The sequence below is a fragment of the Pirellulimonas nuda genome, assembly GCF_007750855.1.
GTDB classification, from domain to species: domain Bacteria; phylum Planctomycetota; class Planctomycetia; order Pirellulales; family Lacipirellulaceae; genus Pirellulimonas; species Pirellulimonas nuda.
The window spans coordinates 2,105,906-2,122,270 of the sequence record NZ_CP036291.1 but is presented as its reverse complement, the minus strand read 5'-3'; the positions used below and the strand labels follow the sequence as shown (position 1 = coordinate 2,122,270).

Sequence of the window (16,365 nt, the reverse complement as noted above, 5' to 3'; positions counted from 1 at the left end):
GCGTCAGTAAATATTTGCTGATTTTGCGCCATGAGTACTTGAAGGGGCTTAGGCGTCGGTGTGTACCCGACACTCGCTTTAGGAACGGCGCCTCTTCGGGTTCTTACTCACGAGGAGCGTACCGAATGGCTCGAAAGCAGAAACTCAGAGTCGTCAAAGCCAAGGCCCCCCCCGATGCGCCGACAACTGCCGCCGACGCTCTGCGACGGCTCATTGCACGCGCGTTAGCGTCGAAGTGGAGGACCGACGTGAGGCCCGCTGTCGAGAAGCAAACGCCAAAAAGCGGACTGCGCAGTCCAGAATGATGGTCCGCTTAGACTGCGTCCAAATCCCCTGATGTCGCAAAAAAACTGCGGCACTGTTGGACGAAGGCTACTGGATAGCCCAGCGTTTCGGCGATCTCGTCGTCCGAGGCGCCTTTCTCCCAAAGACTTTCGAGGTCCATCCGCAGCTCCGTAAACTCAGCATTCGATTCCGTAGAGTCGAGGTCGCGGAGCATCTCATTATCCCCGCCGAGCCGCGACTCATTAACTGGCACCTGCCGGCTTGCGAGGTCTCGGCGCCGCGTTAAGGAACCGTAGTTCTCTGGCGTCCGGTCTACCTCCGCCTGAGCGATCTTGAGATTCGCGAGAAGCTTCCACCACAGTTCGAACGTATAGGGGTGGCCTGTCAACAGTCGAAAGGCCTCTAGATATCTGTTCCAGACAGTGCTTCTGGATTCCTTAGCTCGCGCCGCCACATCCTGAATCGTCATCGCCTTCTCAAGATGATAGCGCCCCTCTTCCCAGCCTTCGATCGCATCGAACGTCGCCAGTAGGCTATTCATCTTTTTGACATGAACACGGCGCTCAGGGATCGATTTTTGCTCGCGAAGTCGCTTGATGTGCTTACCCAAGTCTTTCTGTATCTGCCGCTGGGAAGCTCTCAAATGGATCGCAAAAAACGGCTCATCCACCAGACTCTTGAATCCGTCAGACGTGCGGAGGCGCGCCATCTGGATCTGATTGAATCGCTGCTGCGTTCGATGTTCGTCGTCTCCTTCGACTGGGTCTCCTAGAACAGCTTCTCGCAGGTACATCGCGGCGTAGACCGCGTCTTCACGCGGTAGAGTTGCGATCAGCAGGCACAGAAGGTCGCGGATCATCAGCGGATGTACGCTTGACGGGTGAGCCCACTCCGCGCCGGGGCCATCGAGATCGTCGAATGCGGTCTCCGGAGACGGAAGGCCGTTGATATCCGTCACGACGCCGATCGCACTCATCATCCCGAGAATCATGCTCGCTGGCAGCGGATCGACCAAGTTTCCTGTGACGGTCGCCTGCAACACGTCGGGAGCTAAACGCCACGCCGTTTGGTAGTACGGGTGCCTTCGGGTGAATTCCCACTGGGCGCTCGTCGGCAGGTCGCGCAGCACGAAGGGGTCGCGGACGACCAGAGCCTCTTGAAACGCCGCGAATTCTGGGTCGGTAGTTGGGTTCATGTGCCTGATTTTACGGGTCGCGGGCCCCTGGGTCGATCGCGGCTCAACCCCCTGAGGTGCTCCTTTCCGGGGGTGACGCGCGCACTAAATGGGACAGGAGAGACTGTGAGAGGCAGTGTTTTTTCAGACTCGATCCGGCTTCCGTGTCCGATCCATCCGCCACCAACGACGTCTCGGCTCCGCCGGCAGCGGCGCGACCGTACTACAGCCCGGCTGAAATCACGGCGCTTACCGGGCTATCTCCATCGACAGTCCAGCGACTGATCGCCAACAGCAAGCTTCCTGCCCTGCAGCCTGGCGGACCGAGACACCGGATCCTAATTCCCCACGACGCTATCGCAGAGTGCGCCACGGCAACGGCGCCTAGGGCGCCAAAGCCTCGCCTAGCTACGCGGCGCCCCGATCAGCTTTCGGGCCCAGCGCCCAAGTGGACCCGCTCAACTCCCTAATTAACAACCCAATGCCCACCCCACGAAAACTCGAAGAGGTCAAAGCAGAGCACTTTACCTGGCGGCTCTACCGCCGGAATGGCGTGTACGGCGCTGATGGCCGCCACAATGCGGTCGATGTCGGTCGGCACTCCCTTGGAACGCGGGACCGGGCGGCCGCGATCAACGCGGTTCGGCAACTGGACCGCGTCCAGGCGGCTGGGCTTGGGCTCATCGTGCCGGAACGCAACCCGACTCAGCCGGCCACCTCGCTGGCCCCGGTCACTATCGCCGAGGGACGCCGCCTCTACGAAATGTACCTTCGCCGCCCCGCCGCCACGGGAGGCGTGAAGCTTTCGACCTACAAACGCTACCGGACTTCGCTCGACAAGTTTGGGAAGTACTGCGCGAAACGGAACATCGGAAGTTGGAACCTCGTCGATGCCGCGATCCTCGAAGGCTTCATCGGCTGGCTCGAACGAGAAGGGTACCATCGTAAGTCCATTGTCAACGAGGTCACCACCATCAAACAGGTATTCGGTTACCTCCTTGATAACGGTAAACTGCAGGGCTGCGAGGCGATCCGACTGAAGGTCAAGAAGGCCGAATCGCGCCCCGCCTACTGCTGGACTCCCGATCAAGTCGCTGCCATGCTGGGCCACGCCAAGAACGATGCCGGTCTCCGCTGGCTCCACGACGTGGTTCTCGCGCTCGCCTGCACAGGCCTTCGCATCGCCGAACTGGCGGGGCTCCGGTGGTCGGACGTCGACCTAAACAACGGGATGCTCTCGTTGACCGATGAGACCGGCTACAGCGACTCGACCGGTGCGCGCCGCCAGCTCAAGAGCGGACGCAGCCGGTCGTTTCCGATCCACGCAGACCTGATGCGTCTGCTTAGGGAGATGCCCCACCGTTCGCGGTACATCTTCGTCGGCCCGCGGGGGGGCAAGCTGAAGCCCGACACCGTCGGCAGGCGCCTGCGTAAGAGCATCTTGGAACCGTTAGCAGAACGCTTTCCATCGTCCGAAGGGGTCCGAGGTTTCGTCAACGGCACCCCACACAGCTTCCGCCATTATTTCTGCAGCACCTGCTCGAACGGCGGCGTCCCTGAGCGGATCGTGATGCAGTGGCTCGGTCACGCCGATAGCGCGATGATCAGAAACTATTACCACCTCAGCGACGCCGAATCGCGCCGCAAGATGGATCAACTTCAGTTCCTTGGCGATCCTCCGCGGGGAGAATCCGCGGCGTCCGGGACCCCCCCCGTAACCGAAAGGAGGACGTCGGACTTGGCCTAAAAGAGCGTCAATCTCGACTCTGATCGGCACAGTGATCGGCACAGTCGACTGTGTCGATCAGCCTGCACGTTGCAAGTCGTTACTTATTAACAACTTGCGGCGACGAAAAAAACGATAGCGGAGGGCAGGGGACTCGAACCCCCAACCCCTTACGGGGCGCCTGATTTCGAGTCGCTCGACTCGACGCGCGACGGAGCACATGTAACCTCTGACCACCGCGCTACTTGCGAGCCGAGCGACGGGCCCGACGAAAGTTTGTTTGCGCGCCGGTTGCGCGCAACCTCGGCCGCGCATGTCCGCGATTCGCCCACCGACCCCAATGTCGACGCGATGGCGGAGGCGCTCGAGCTCGTGCCCGAGGAGCTTCGGCAGGTCGCTGCAGAGACCGCTCTGCGTGTGCTGCAAGCCTACCAGCGTTAACGCTTCACGATCGCGAGCCAGCTCGCCTAGGCGGTATCGGGCGCGGTTGAGCTTGCGACGCCTAGGGACGCGAACAGCGACGCCCGCTGACTGGGCGACTTCTGAGTCGCGTTGCACCCTCGGATCGCGTTTGTGGGCGTATGACGCGATGGGCGTCTGGGTGGCTATGAGCGTCGTAGCTGCCCATGGCGTCGGTCGTCGGAATACGGGTCCAGCAGACCTTGCCCGCCGTCCCCGCGGATTCGACTGGAATTTTCGTAAACCAGGCGAGTGACTGCAGCGCTGCGCAGCGATCGCGACCGATCGGGGCCACTATCTGCCGCAGACTTACGGCCCGGCAAGGCCAATCCATGCCGCTCCGTACTCACCAATGGCAGGCCAGGCGTCCGATCGGTATCCTCGCAAGCAGCAGGGCAGGGCGGCAGCCACGGGCGCCTCACGTTGAGAAATCCTCTGGGTACTGCCCAGTTGACCGCCGCGGTCCTTGACTATGCTGACCGGGTTGGTTGACGCTGCGCTGCCAGCGCTGTCTCGCCGCGGACAGCGGGTGACAGTCGAGAACTACCCAGGGGGAACCGAATGAATCTTGGACGGCTGCAGAAAGTCGATCTCCGCAAAGTCTGGCTAAGCGAGCCGGGTGACTTCACTCCGTGGCTTGCCGGGGAAGAGAACCTCGGGCTGCTATCCGAAACGCTCGGAATGGATCTCGACCTTGTAGCTCAGGAGCAAGGGGTTGGGCCCTTCCGCGCCGATATCGTCTGCACCGACGGCCTGACGCAATCGACCGTGTTGATCGAGAACCAGCTCGAGCGGACCGATCACACCCACCTCGGCCAGCTGCTGACCTACGCAGCCGGTCTCGAGGCGGTGTCGATCGTCTGGATCGCACGGCGCTTCGCAGACGAGCACCGCGCTGCGCTCGACTGGCTCAACGACAACACGGGGGAAGCGTTACGGTTCTTCGGCCTGGAAGTCGAACTGTGGCGGATCGGCGACTCGCACGTGGCGCCGAAGTTCAACGTCGTCTGCGAGCCGAACGAGTGGGTCAAAGCGACCAACAGGCCCAAAGCGCGTACCACGCTTGGTGAACTTTACGCAGAATACTGGCTTGCCTTCCGAGACGTGCTGGAGGCGCGTTCCTCTGCGTTTGTCATCCGTGGCGCTCCAGACCGCGCTTATGTGGCGTTTGCGATCGGCAGGGCTGGCTTTGGCAACAACGCGGTCATCACCAGAGAGCAACTGAACATTCGCGTCGAGCTGTATCTCAGCGGAAAGCAAGCGTCGGCTAGGTTCTACGCCCTGATGCAGGAGCGACCGGCGATTGAAGCCGCCTTCGGCGACAAACTCGACTGGCAGGAGTTGCCCGACAAGATCGCGTCGCGCATCGCCTACTTTCGGCCCAATTCAGATGTCGAGGACCGTGCGTCGTGGCCCGAACAGCACCGGTGGCTGGCCGATCATCTTCAACGGATTCAAGATGTCTTTTGTAAGCGCGTAGCAGCGTTAAGAGACACCGATCTCAGCTAATCGGGGAGGGTTCGATGGAATGCATTCTGGTCTGGCACGATGCTTGCAAACCATTTGAGGTCCCATCGGTTACCGACTCCTTCCATTTGCATCGGAGCCAGCCGGTGACGGCGGCCCCGTACGTCGCAACGTCAAGTACGACGATTGGCTGCGTGACCGTTCCGTCGTGCGGGGCGTTCACCCGATCTCGCGTTGACTCATATTTGGCCTTTTGTTGCATGCCAGAAGGTAAGCCCTTGTGCTACAATCCCGTCCGTTTGCATCCGCGCTATTGCGTCGCTGGCTAGATTGACATCCCCTCCTTCGCAGAGAGCTCGCGTCGAATGACAACGCCCCAACAAACCTGTCTCGGGTCTCGGAGCGTCGCGTATCTTGTTGCTTTGTGCTGCTGTCTTGTCGCAGCATGGTCGCAAGCGGATTCCCCCGTACGTTTTGTGCAAAAGCTAACGCCAACGGGGCTTGTCGGTGGACTAGATTTTGGCGGCAGCGTCGCAGCTTCTGGAAGTCGGATCGCGGTTTCCGACATCTCTGACGCCGCACGAGGAACTCAGTCGGGTGCGGTGTTTCTCTTCGAGTTAGAGGGTAATCAGTGGGTGCAGACTGCGAAGATAACATCAGACACCGGCGGGGCGACGGAGTGGTATGGATCCACTCTCGCTCTGACGGATGGAGAGCTCTTTGTCGGAGCCCAACGGGATAGCGATTTCGGCTCGATCAGCGGAAGCGTTCACGTTTACGAGTTTGACGAGCAAGGAGCGCCCCAGCTCAAGCAACAACTCAGCATGCCCATGCCTATAGCAAACGCCTATTTTGGTTCGGCGTTGGCGATTGAGGAGAACACCCTCGTAGCTGGAGCTTCTCAAAGGCTCGGAGGCTCCTACTTCGGAACCGGCCGCTCGTTTGTCTTCCAACGCAATGAAGCAGGCGACTGGGAATTCGAGCAAGAGCTAATAGCGGGCGGTTTGAATGTGGGCGACGTGTTCAATACTGCCACGATTTCGAACGGCCGAATCGCAGTGAGCGCACCGCGAGCAGACATCTTTGGGGATACGGCTGGCGCCGTGTTCATTTTCGAGAAGCTAGAGAATGGATGGGAACAGGTAGATGTCGTAGGATCACCGAATCCCGACTTTGAGCTCGATGGCATTGCGTTCGATGGCGATTCACTTCTCGTGGGCGAGATCCACTCGGACTCCTTGGCCGCCGACGCAGGTGCATTTCATTCGTTCGTGCGATCGCCTTCTGGTGAGTGGACCTTTGAAGCGACTACGAACGCCCCAGACGGACAGGCAGGAGATCGATTCGGCGGCCCAATAAAAGCTCACTCCGGATTGGCGGTTGTCGCCGCCCGAGCCGACGACGACAACGGGCTGGATGCCGGAAGCGTCTACTTGCTCAGTCGATCCTCCGATGACACGTGGTCACAGATCGCGAAGGTTACCCGCCCCGAGGGAGGTGCAGGGGGCGCGTTCGGTTCGGATATCGCGTTCGACGGGAAACGCATCGTGATCGGCGCCAGCAGATCGAACGCCGCCTATGTCTACGAGATTGTGTCCCTTCCTGGTGACTTCAATCGGGACGGGTTCATCGATGCCGCGGACTTTACTGTTTGGAGAGATCACTTCGGCGATATCGTTGAGCCGTACTCGTTCGCAGACGCAAACGGTGATGGCTTCATTCAGCAGCTTGATTACCAGATTTGGAAGCAAGGGTTCCAAAGCGGCTCAGCGATTGCCCTTTCGATTGTTGAACCCGTACCCGAGCCATCGACAATTCGAGCCGCTGTCATCGCGTTTGTTAGTCTCTGCCTATTTCGGCAGCAGCTCGGTTGCGATCCACGATCAGCTGCTGGCGTGCGATAGCCCAAGCTTCTGGGCGGCGGCGCGGTTCCACGCGGTGATGCAGGATCGGCTGGCGATCGAAGCCGCCTTCGGCGACGAACTCGACCGGCAGGAGCTGCCTGACAAGATCGCGTCGCGCATCGCCTACTTTCGACCCGATTCGGATGTCGAGTGCCGTGCGTCGTGGCCCGAACAGCACCGGTGGCTGGCGGATCATCTTCAGCGGATTCAAGATGTCTTTGCTCAGCGAATCGCGGCGTTGACGGACATCAACTAAACCCCCGTCCCGCATAGCGATCGAACCCAACTCAGGGGGAAAGACAGTTGTGCAGAGTCCCTTGGTACTACGTTAGCGGCTCCAACACGCCATCTCGGATCAGACCGTCGAACTGCCCCTCAATACCCCGCGGCAGCTCGCCGCCCCGCACGAGCACGCCCAGCTCCATGTTGATCGTGAACGCTTGCTGCGTCAGGTTCGCCGACGAGACGAACAGCCAGTTTCCGTCGGCAACGGCGCACTTTACATGCAACAGTCCCGGTGCGCCTTTCTCGGTCACGCCACGCACCTTTCGCGGCCAAAAGTAGATCGTAGAGCAGGCCGCTACCTCGGGCCCCAGGGCGCGTAGTGTGTTGTACTCGCCGACCCCGACCGTCTTGTGCGGGGTCTCGACAATTACCCGCAACCGAACGCCCCGCGCCGCAGCCCGCGACAAGGCGGCCGCGATCGAGTCGATCCGGTAGACCGCGTAGCTCACCAGCGTGATGCGGTCGCTAGCCGAGTCGATCAGCTGCAGAATCGCTTGCTCTGTGCGCCGCACCGATCGGCCAGCGACGCCTGGCCCTGTCCAGACCAGCTCGATACTCTCGGCCTCCTGCCGTCGTTGCTCGGCCATGCTGGCCGCTAGCAACGCTGCCGCCACAGCGTCGACTGGCACTCCCGATGCCTCAAGCCGCCAGGTTGATACGTAGCGCTGAGCCAAGCTGCGATGGTGGTAGTGGGGTATTCGCTGCTCGATCGCCGTATCTAGATCTGCGGCGCCCGGCGATGTGAGCGCCTGCACCAGCGCCTCTACGGCCGCGGCGGGTAAGATTGCGGCTAAATCGGCGGCGGCGGTGGCGATGATTCGGTTCGGGTCCACGCCGATCGGCCTAGCTGAAGAATGCGGTGTCGCTGCGTTCGAGCGTCGCCACCAGCGCCGCTCGATCCAGGTACTTGTTGCCTCGCTCGCACGAAGTCTCGGGCAGGAACGAGCAGGCGTGGCAGGCCGCACCGTGCAGTGTGTCCCCTCCGCCCCTCTCGTGCTCGGAGCACAGCGGATCCGACGAGCAGAGCCGCACCTTCTCCAGCGCCCGTGTCAGATGCCGGCCCAGTTTCTCGGGCTCGCCCAGCGAGCAGAGCCCACCGAGCGTCCCTTCGCTGTCCGAGGCGGCGGTGTAGATCAAGACGCCGGCCATCGGCTCTTCATCGCCGGGGTTCTTGGAGTAGATCCGCTCCGCCACCGACGCCGAAGTGTAGCCGCACTCCACCGATAACTGCCGGATCAGGGCATGCGCAAACGAGTGCAGCAGCACAAACCTGATCCCAGGGTAGCTGTCCGCGGGCGGCGTCATGTTCTTCGACGCCCACCACTGATCGTGGCAGCGTTTGAAGTCCCGATCGAAGCCGCGGTTGCGCGTCACCCACTGCTGCACCGCTTCCTCGCGGAACTGCAGGAACACCCCCTCGCCTCGCGTCTCGCTCGCGGGCAGCCAGGTCGGCGGACGCCTCGACAGCGGCGCCCGCCGATCGCCCGGCATGTCCGCCGGGTTATCAAAATCGCGGGGTGAGTTGAGCCGCGAGAACCCGATGAGCGCCCGCACCTCGCGCAGCTTCTCGACCAATACCACCCGCGTGAAGTAGCGTGCGAATTCCGCCGGCGGATCTACGGATCGCAGCTTGAAGTTACGCCCGCTTACCGCTGCGTCGGGATTCGTGAAGACGCGCCACTCGGGCCGCTTCAAGTCTTCGGGCCCCTCTTCTTCGTTGTCCTTGCCCGCTCGTTTCTCTTCCAATCGGCGCCAGATCTCGTCGCTCTTGTAGGCGCTGAGGTCCTTCAACACGCCGATCGCGCGGAAGCTCTCCAGTACTTCTAGACTGGTCGCCTTCTCCAGCACCCCCCAATTTTCTTCGACCAGCCGTCCTAGCTCGTCACCCGCCTGCGGCACCGAGAGCGCAGAAATCAGAACCGGGAACCACAGGTTCGACGCCCCTAGCGCGATCGGACTGGCTGCCGTGCAGTCGCACCCCGCCGGATCGTGGTCACGCAGGTGGGGACGCCGCGCGGTGCAGGGGGGCATGTTCTTGGCGCCCTGCGGGCCGATCACCTCCACCAACCGCCGCTTGGCGTCGCAACCCTTGCAGATCACGGTCACGTCGGCCATCTCGCCCGAGGGTCCGAACTCCCGCAAATAAAGCGAGCCCTTGCAGTCGCTCTTGCCCCGGTGCGTGAACTCGAACCACGGGAAGTCGTCCAGGTGGCCCCGCTCGCAGGTCACCAGAAACCGTGCCGGGATCACTAGCGGCGGTTTGCCTTTGGTGTTGCAGTCGTGCAGGTAGCTTGCCTTATCGGGCCGGTAGGGGAACACCTTGGCTTCGAACAAGCCGGAAGACAGCGGCGCCAACAATCGGCAGCTCGTGCAGACCATCCACCTGGGGAACGGCGCCACCGGTATCCCGATCTGTAGCGCCGGGTCGAACCAGTTGTTCTGCTTCCCCACGACCTCTGGGCTCCGGGGCGGCGTCATCAGCCGGGTGACCTGGCCCCCCAGGATCGACTGCGCGCTCTGCAGCAGCCGCTCCTCGGACACTTCGTCGGCGCGGTCCACTTGCCAGTCATCGAGCCCCATCACCGCGACCGTGAAGTTCGGAAGATCGACCAGCGATCCGATCCCGAAGGTCGTTAGCGCCTGGCTTGGCCGGACATCGCCGACCTGCGAACGCTGCATCTGGTGGGCACTGCTCACGCCAAGCCTCCAATCGGGTTGGCGTCCGGTTCTACGTCTGCCTCGGATGTTTCTACCGCCGCGTCGCCATCGAGGCCGCCGTCGCTGATGATGAACTTCACGGTCGGTTCGACATCCCGCAGCGAGTTCAGGCAGGTGAATGGCTCCCATTCTCCCTCGCCGGCGCTCTGCAACAGGGCGACCGAGGTCCCGCGCTCTGCGTTCTCGCCGTAGGGCTTGGTGTAGGTCAGCTTGCGGCCTCCGGCGGTGTTCTGAGCCTCGGCTTGCCATAGGTCTGCCTTGCTCGAGAGCTCCGCCCGGCAGACATTGCTGCTTGCGCCCCCGTCACCGATCTGCTCCGCGCGGCGGCAGATCGCCTCGATCGCTTCCTGTACGTAGGGGTCGCTGTTCGTGAGCTTTCCGGCGGACGCGTTGGCGTTGAACGCTTCCCCCCGTTGCCGCACCATCGACACCAGCAGCCCAGCCAGCCCGCGTTGCAGCGCCCCGGGCGCAAACGGCGTCACGCTCAACGGCTCGACGTGCTTGTAGAAGGTGCCGTGGTAGTGCTCGAAGGTCTCGTAGTGCGACAGGTCCCGGGGCCGCGCCCAGTTGTACACCGTCACCACCAGGCCCGGGTGGGCGCGTCCTACGCGGCTGGTCGCTTGGATGTATTCGGCCGTCGCCTTCGGCTGCCCAGCCACCAGCATCACCCCCAGACGGCTCACGTCGACGCCCACGCTGATCATGTTGGTCGCCAACAGGATGTCGAGCGGCTTTTTGGGCACGCCCTTGAAGTTCTTCGACTTGTAGGCGTCTTTCCGCTTCTGGTCCATCTCCGGGTCGAAGACCGACTCCAAATGGTCCAGCGTCCTGGGGATCTCTTCCGATCGCATCCGGCTAGTGAGCTCCGCCGGCGAGCCCAGGTAGCGTTTGGCCAGCCCGCGCCGGTCTTGCCGCTGACACCGGCTCTGGATGCTGTCGTCTACCAACCGCCGCATGCCTCCGAGCTCGCGGATCGAATTGAAGTAGCCCACCAGCGTCATCCAGGGGTCGGCCGCCTTGCCGTACTTCTCGTACAGCGACCTTGCAGAGCAGAGCAGTGACACCGACACCTGCACCAGCACCCCTTTGAGCCGCCGCCCCGGCGAACAGACCCCAAGGTAGCGACGGCCAAAATCGTCCTCCGTTGGCGTCCGCTGCAGCGAGAAGAAGTTGTCGCTCACGTCGAGCCCCGGCGGTGGGAAGACGCTCACCGTTCGCAGGAACAGGTTGTGTACCTGCACGTTGGCGTTCTTGATGGTCGCCGTCGACGCGATCACCTTGGGTCGCACTTTGCGACCCTCTACCTCCCAGGTGCAGAGCTTGTCGATCGCTGTTTCGTACAGCCCGACCAGCGTCCCTAGCGGGCCGCTGATCAGGTGCAGTTCGTCCTGGATCACCAGGTCGGGGGGCCGCAGCGGGGAGTGATCCTGCACTTTTACCGCGGGCGCGCCGCTCTTGGTCTTGGGGTGCTGCGTCGCCTCTTCGACTTCCGGAGAGCGGAACCCGTGCCGATCGCAATAGCCGTTCACCTGCCCGAACAGCATCTGCACCTCCCCCTTCCACGCCATCTGGGCGAACTTGTCGACCGTGGCGATCAGCAGCGTGGGGAGCCGGCGGTATACCTCCTCGTCGACCACCACGATTGGCAGCCCTTCTTCGCGCGCTTGTCGCTTGCTGAAGATGCACTGCCCCGTCTTATCGCCGCAGAAGGTCAGCGTGCGGGCCGAACCGCTGGGGTAGAGCTGCGCCTCCAGGTCGCGGCCGCCGTCGATCTCGCTGCCGCACCACGGGCAGGTCGTTAGCTGGTAGGGTGAGCCCCCACCGCCTGGGTTGTACTGGTTCCCGCGTAGTTGCTTGATCGCCTCGGCCGCGTCGTCGGTGCGGTTGGGCGTGGTCCGCCGGCCGACCCATAGCCCGATCCGGAAGGGCGAGGTCCCCCAGCGGGCGTCCCCTTTCTCGAGCGCTTTGCGGCGGATGGACTCGCACGCGCACACCAGCGCGGTGGCCCGCTGGAACTGCTGCAGCGTCAGCAGCCGCAGCGTGTACCGCATCAGCACGGCCACCCCCTCGGCGCCCGACCTGCCCGCCACCGTTCCTTGCAGCCGGCGCAGCCCCATCGTGTAGGCCGACAGGCCCAGGTACGCCTCGGTCTTGCCGCCGCCGGTGGGGAAGAACAGCAGGTCCGCCAGCGCCTCGGCGCCCTCACCGCGGTCCGCGTGGTCGAGCTGGGTCACCCCCGGCAGGTTCAGCAGCACGAACGCGATCTGGAACGACCGCCACGTGCGGTTCTTCGGCACGTCGACCGTCGCGCTAAAGTCGGGGTCTTCGCCGCGGCGTTTACGTTCTGCGTACAGCGAGTGCGTCCGCTGGTACCACATCGCCCGGTTCATGAAGCAGAACGCCTCGAACGCCTGCGGGTCGTCCCGCAGCAGCCCCAGCCCCTGCTCGATCCGCGACAGGGTCTGACGGCAGTTGTCGACCGCCACCCGCGACGCGTCGCCGTATGGCGCCAGTTGCTCTTCTGGGACGTTCAGCTTGACCGCTTCGCCCTCGATCCAGGCGCGGTAGGCGGTCACCAGCGGGGCGAGCAGCTTCTGCAACCGCGGTCCGTCTGCCTCGGCCAGCTCCTTCATGTCCAGCACCAAGCCCTCCAGCTTGGCGAAGGCCGGGTTCTGGGCCGCGTCGGACGGGGTAGGGGGGGTGGTGCGTGGCACCTCGTACGTGGGAAGGAAAACCGTTCGCAGCGCTGTCGCCCGGTCGGGCCGGTCCGGCGACGGCTCTGCGTGCACGCTCACGCCGTGCCCGACCGCGAACTCTACCTGCCGGCGGTAGAGCATCGCCATCATCCGCTCTTCGAGGTCGTCGGCGGCGCCGATCGCCATCCGTTTGCAGAATGGCGCCTCTCCCGCGGGGCCTTCAACCGCCAGCACCGACTGGAAGATGTACGACTCGTCTTTCGGCGTCCCCTCTTCTTGGGCGTTCACCAGGAACAGCGTCACCACCCAGTGCTCGTCGCGTCGGCGGACCTGCCCCTGCACGTAAACCTCGGGAAACTCCGGGTCGGGCGCCTGCGGCTTGATCGATCCGGCGGCCAGCTTCAGCTCGATCGACCCGCCACGCGGGTAGCGCTTCCAGATTCGCGGCGGTTGCTGCTCTTCCCGCTTCTCTCGGCGGTACTGCCCCCACTCGACCGACACCCGCAAAGCCTCCGTCTCCCCCTCGACCGAGAAGGTCAATCCGATCGACGACGGCAGAAACCCACTCGCGGCCGGCACGTCGCGGTCGGTAACGCCGTCCTGGGCGTTGTCACTCCCGCCGGCGGCCAACTCGTCGGGGATCAGAGGGGTCTCGAAGTCGTCCTCGTCTTCCTTGCCTCCGCTCGGCTCGCCCGACGCGCCACGGCTCGGCGACAACACCCCCACCAAGTAACGGTCGCGAACGGAGCGTTCGGTGATCTCCTCGTCTTGCCCGGCCGCGGGGCCGAGCAGGTCGCCGATCAGCATCCGCTCAAGCTCCTCGCGGATAGCGGCCTGCGAGGGGACGGCGGAGAGTAGGTCGGCGGTAAGCATACGGGCGAGGTAAGTGGTAAGTCGAAGGCTTGGGGCACTTATCTTCGTTGGAATTGCGATTGGCCGCTAGCAGGCCCACCAGCGACTTTGGTAAATCGTTTCGGCAAGCGCCACCAGCTCGGGTCGGGATCCTCCTCGAACGAGCCACCAAAAGCCGACGCGGAAGTTGTGGCTACGCCTGGTTTATGTCCGGACCTCTGATCCGTTATGTCTGGACCTAACGCGGCGCTATGTCCGGAGTCGGACACCCGCCTACCTGTGTCTCTTCCGCTCGGCTTCAGCCCGTTCATGCCCCGTCACGATTACGAAGCCGGCTCGCTCAAACCTCCGAGTCCTCTCGCCCGCCAGGTTCGTAGAATAGCACGTCGAGGAATGCCGCACGACACTGCCATACCCGCCTTTGGAGCGGGTCTGTGGGGGGCGTGTCGTTCCACCAGTTCGTTTCGGTGATCCGCGCAACGATGCGGTCCCAGTAGCTCTCGAGGCGCACGTCCTGCGGGATCTCGAAGGTTTTGCAGAGCGCCTTGCGGTTCTTGCTGTCAAAGCAAACGAAGTAGTCGGGACGCTTGATCGCGAGCAGCCGCGTCCCGGTGGCGACGCCGGCGTCCTGGAACGCGTTCGCGTAAGTCGCTGCGAAGCGGTCGTAGTCGCTCTGCGTCACGGCGCCGGTGCTTGGGATGGTGTCTAGGGCCTCAGAAACGACGCTGTTGTTCAGGCCGATCGCCTCTTTGAAGTACCCCGCTCCCCGCATGCTCCCGAACCACAACCAGTCGAGCTCCTCGGTCCGCATGATGCCGGCGATCCCCTTGCGCACGTCGACTGGCATATCGCTGAAGTGATCGTGCTGCGCGAACAAGCGACGGGCCTCTTCCAGCACCGCGAGACCCCCCTCAAGCAAGCCTTTGCTCCCCTCCATAATTGACGCGAAGTACTCCGACCAGCTCTGAACGAACAGCGGAACCTCGAGCGGCGACTTGGTAGGCCGCGGCCGAGTTTTTGCTTCAGAGATCGTGTAGTCGCCCCGCAGACTTGCGAGCCGTTGCTGCTGGCGGCGCCAAACCTGGCGGTAGCGTTCGAGGCCGTCGCGGTCCATCCGGTGGCCCTGTGCACGGTACTGGATGAGGTTCGCGTCTAGCTGACGGTAGGCGTCCTCGGCGCCGATATCGGACGAGTCGATCGCGACCGCGATCTCGTCGTTCTTGGTGAATGCGCCGTGGGTAAGATTCGGGCTGCCGATGATCGCGCTCCACCTGCCTCCTTCAGATTCAAACAGGTAGACCTTCGGGTGGAAGACGCCGGCCGGGTTCATCACAAAGCGTGCCGCGGGGTGCTCACGGAAGGCTTCGATGAAGTCTGGGTCGGTCTGATAGAAGTGGATGCCGATCGTCAGGTCGGAGATCTTGGCGGTGTTCTCGCTCAGCACCGGGAAGAGGGGACAACGTCGCGTCGCCCAGGCCGCCGCGATCCGGACCCGGTCGTGCCGCTTAATCAGTTTGCTGAACTGCGACGCTGCTTCTTGGCCACTCGCGAGGATCTTCAATGCGATCCTCCAGCTCGAGGGCTCACCTGCATTGCGCTGGCGCCTTCCCTCTGCCCGGTAGACCTGCTGCTCCCTGCGTTCATTCCTCCTCGACCTCCGCGTGTGCCGCGGCTTCGGCCTCGTAGGGGGCGAGGGCTTCTTTTCGGGTGGGTGGTGGCCAGCCGGTTGCTGGGGCTTGGTAGGTGGGCTGGGCGGCGGTTTGTTGCTCGTAGTCCAGCGGGTGGTAGGTGAGGGCGGTGCGGTGCGGGAAGCTGACCCGGCAGCGGACGATGCGGGGGTTGGCCAGGCCGATGGCGGTGCGGCCCCTGGGGGTGGTCGGGGTGGTTCTCGATGGTGTGCTCTTCGGAGTAGTCGGCCTCGATCCGCTGCGTGCCGGTCCAGTTGACCACGTGCACGCGGGTCGTGGCGTGGCTCTTGAGCGACTGCTTGCTGACGACCCACGCCGCGGTCTGGCCGATGGCCAGCAGGCCGAGCAGGTCGCGGCTGGTGCGTATTCGGACGATCATTTGCGAATCAGTTTTGATCGGAGATGAGCTCTTGTGGCTACTCATTGGCGAATTGCTGCGGAGGCGGGTCCTCGTTTGTCCCCTCTAGCATCCGGATGTATTCCCTAGTCTCGATCGAGGCTTCCTCGTAAGTCATCCACGCCCGAACCGAGATGACCCCATCATCCCCTTCGTCGACTTCGATGAGCTTAACTGTCCAAAGGGCCGACTTAATCCGACTAAGTCTGCGCCCCTGCCGGGTGGCCTCCTGACTGCGATCGAGACTGCGCAGGTTTAGCTCGCTCTGCCTTTCCATGGCTACCTTAATGCCCGCGCCCAGATAATCGGCCCCCTTTCGGGACAGGTTTTGCAACAGCATGTCAAGCGCAGATCCCTTGTAGCCTTCACGCAACGACTCGCCCACCGTGTTCTTAATTAGCCAAATAGCCGCTCCACCTCCGACTAAGGTGAGGATCAACGACCCTCGTTCGGTTCCACGAACCATCATCGATGCCCCTTTCATTGCATCGAAACGATACTGAATTGCATCCACCTCAACGCTGGTGAGGTACTTCTGCTGCAAGCATTGTGACAGCGAGTCATCCAGAACGCTCCGTTCGACCTTGTACGCAATGCGCTCGATATCTTTGATGACACCAATCACGACATCTGTTGGGACCGAATCGTGACCCTTGAAAACAACAATGACCCTGACGTTTGGCATCGCCTTCTGACCTTAGCTTTAAGCAATCG

The 16,365-nt window shown here is 62.7% G+C and carries 13 protein-coding genes; 6 read left to right on the top strand and 7 right to left on the bottom strand.

Features of this window, described 5'->3' with window-relative positions; translation table 11 throughout:
• Nucleotides 1-313: 313 nt before the first annotated feature.
• A complete protein-coding gene (locus Pla175_RS08835; RefSeq protein ID WP_145283291.1) occupies nt 314-1,480 on the bottom strand; it encodes a hypothetical protein in 1,167 nt (388 codons plus the stop codon).
• A 56-nt stretch (nt 1,481-1,536) separates the two neighbouring features.
• Here Pla175_RS08835 and Pla175_RS27030 point away from each other — a divergent pair, with 56 nt between their 5' ends.
• From Pla175_RS27030 to Pla175_RS27025, 6 genes are all read left to right on the top strand, one after another.
• On the top strand, nt 1,537-1,929 hold the full coding sequence (locus Pla175_RS27030) for a helix-turn-helix domain-containing protein (RefSeq protein WP_391527855.1): 393 nt from the start codon (nt 1,537-1,539) through the stop codon (nt 1,927-1,929).
• Entirely contained in the window at nt 1,908-3,206 is a 1,299-nt protein-coding gene (locus Pla175_RS08830) for a tyrosine-type recombinase/integrase (protein WP_197527363.1), read from the top strand. The genes Pla175_RS27030 and Pla175_RS08830 overlap by 22 nt, the downstream gene beginning before the upstream one ends.
• A gap of 270 nt (nt 3,207-3,476) precedes the next feature.
• Nucleotides 3,477-3,626: a hypothetical protein gene (locus Pla175_RS25910; protein WP_197527362.1), complete on the top strand. Its 150-nt coding sequence runs from the start codon at nt 3,477-3,479 to the stop codon at nt 3,624-3,626.
• Between the two features lie 579 nt (nt 3,627-4,205).
• Nucleotides 4,206-5,153 (top strand): DUF4268 domain-containing protein, encoded by a 948-nt coding sequence (locus tag Pla175_RS08825; protein ID WP_145283289.1) that lies wholly within the window; start codon nt 4,206-4,208, stop codon nt 5,151-5,153.
• A 434-nt stretch (nt 5,154-5,587) separates the two neighbouring features.
• On the top strand, nt 5,588-7,015 hold the full coding sequence (locus Pla175_RS08820) for a dockerin type I domain-containing protein (RefSeq protein ID WP_197527361.1): 1,428 nt from the start codon (nt 5,588-5,590) through the stop codon (nt 7,013-7,015).
• Nucleotides 7,016-7,052: 37 nt separating this feature from the next.
• Nucleotides 7,053-7,271, top strand: coding sequence for a DUF4268 domain-containing protein (locus Pla175_RS27025; protein ID WP_197527360.1), 219 nt, complete (start codon nt 7,053-7,055; stop codon nt 7,269-7,271).
• A 67-nt stretch (nt 7,272-7,338) separates the two neighbouring features.
• Here the strand turns inward: Pla175_RS27025 and drmC are convergent, their stop codons facing one another.
• The 6 genes from drmC to Pla175_RS08790 all read right to left on the bottom strand — a co-directional run bounded on the left by drmC (nt 7,339) and on the right by Pla175_RS08790 (nt 16,336).
• Nucleotides 7,339-8,133, bottom strand: coding sequence for a DISARM system phospholipase D-like protein DrmC (gene drmC / locus Pla175_RS08810; protein ID WP_145283283.1), 795 nt, complete (start codon nt 8,131-8,133; stop codon nt 7,339-7,341).
• Between the two features lie 10 nt (nt 8,134-8,143).
• The gene (drmB, locus tag Pla175_RS08805; RefSeq protein WP_197527359.1) at nt 8,144-9,997 is read right to left on the bottom strand and encodes a DUF1998 domain-containing protein; all 1,854 of its coding nucleotides are present in this window, start codon (nt 9,995-9,997) and stop codon (nt 8,144-8,146) included.
• On the bottom strand, nt 9,994-13,587 hold the full coding sequence (gene drmA, locus Pla175_RS08800) for a DISARM system helicase DrmA (protein ID WP_145283281.1): 3,594 nt from the start codon (nt 13,585-13,587) through the stop codon (nt 9,994-9,996). Before drmA ends, drmB begins: the two co-directional genes overlap by 4 nt.
• A gap of 319 nt (nt 13,588-13,906) precedes the next feature.
• Nucleotides 13,907-15,127, bottom strand: a complete 1,221-nt coding sequence (locus Pla175_RS08795; protein WP_197527358.1) for a phospholipase D family protein — start codon at nt 15,125-15,127, stop codon at nt 13,907-13,909.
• On the bottom strand, nt 15,124-15,633 hold the full coding sequence (locus Pla175_RS25900) for a hypothetical protein (protein WP_197527357.1): 510 nt from the start codon (nt 15,631-15,633) through the stop codon (nt 15,124-15,126). The genes Pla175_RS08795 and Pla175_RS25900 overlap by 4 nt, the downstream gene beginning before the upstream one ends.
• 37 nt (nt 15,634-15,670) lie before the next feature.
• Nucleotides 15,671-16,336: a hypothetical protein gene (locus Pla175_RS08790; protein ID WP_145283276.1), complete on the bottom strand. Its 666-nt coding sequence runs from the start codon at nt 16,334-16,336 to the stop codon at nt 15,671-15,673.
• Nucleotides 16,337-16,365: the final 29 nt, after the last annotated feature.

What these genes read in the sequence shown, in the direction of transcription:
- Pla175_RS08790 (WP_145283276.1), bottom strand. Translation starts at nt 16,336, where the DNA reads ATGCCAAACGTCAGGGTCATTGTTGTTTTCAAGGGTCACGATTCGGTC.
- Pla175_RS08825 (WP_145283289.1), top strand. Translation starts at nt 4,206, where the DNA reads ATGAATCTTGGACGGCTGCAGAAAGTCGATCTCCGCAAAGTCTGGCTA.
- drmA (WP_145283281.1), bottom strand. Translation starts at nt 13,587, where the DNA reads ATGCTTACCGCCGACCTACTCTCCGCCGTCCCCTCGCAGGCCGCTATC.
- Pla175_RS08835 (WP_145283291.1), bottom strand. Translation starts at nt 1,480, where the DNA reads ATGAACCCAACTACCGACCCAGAATTCGCGGCGTTTCAAGAGGCTCTG.
- Pla175_RS27025 (WP_197527360.1), top strand. Translation starts at nt 7,053, where the DNA reads ATGCAGGATCGGCTGGCGATCGAAGCCGCCTTCGGCGACGAACTCGAC.
- Pla175_RS25900 (WP_197527357.1), bottom strand. Translation starts at nt 15,633, where the DNA reads ATGATCGTCCGAATACGCACCAGCCGCGACCTGCTCGGCCTGCTGGCC.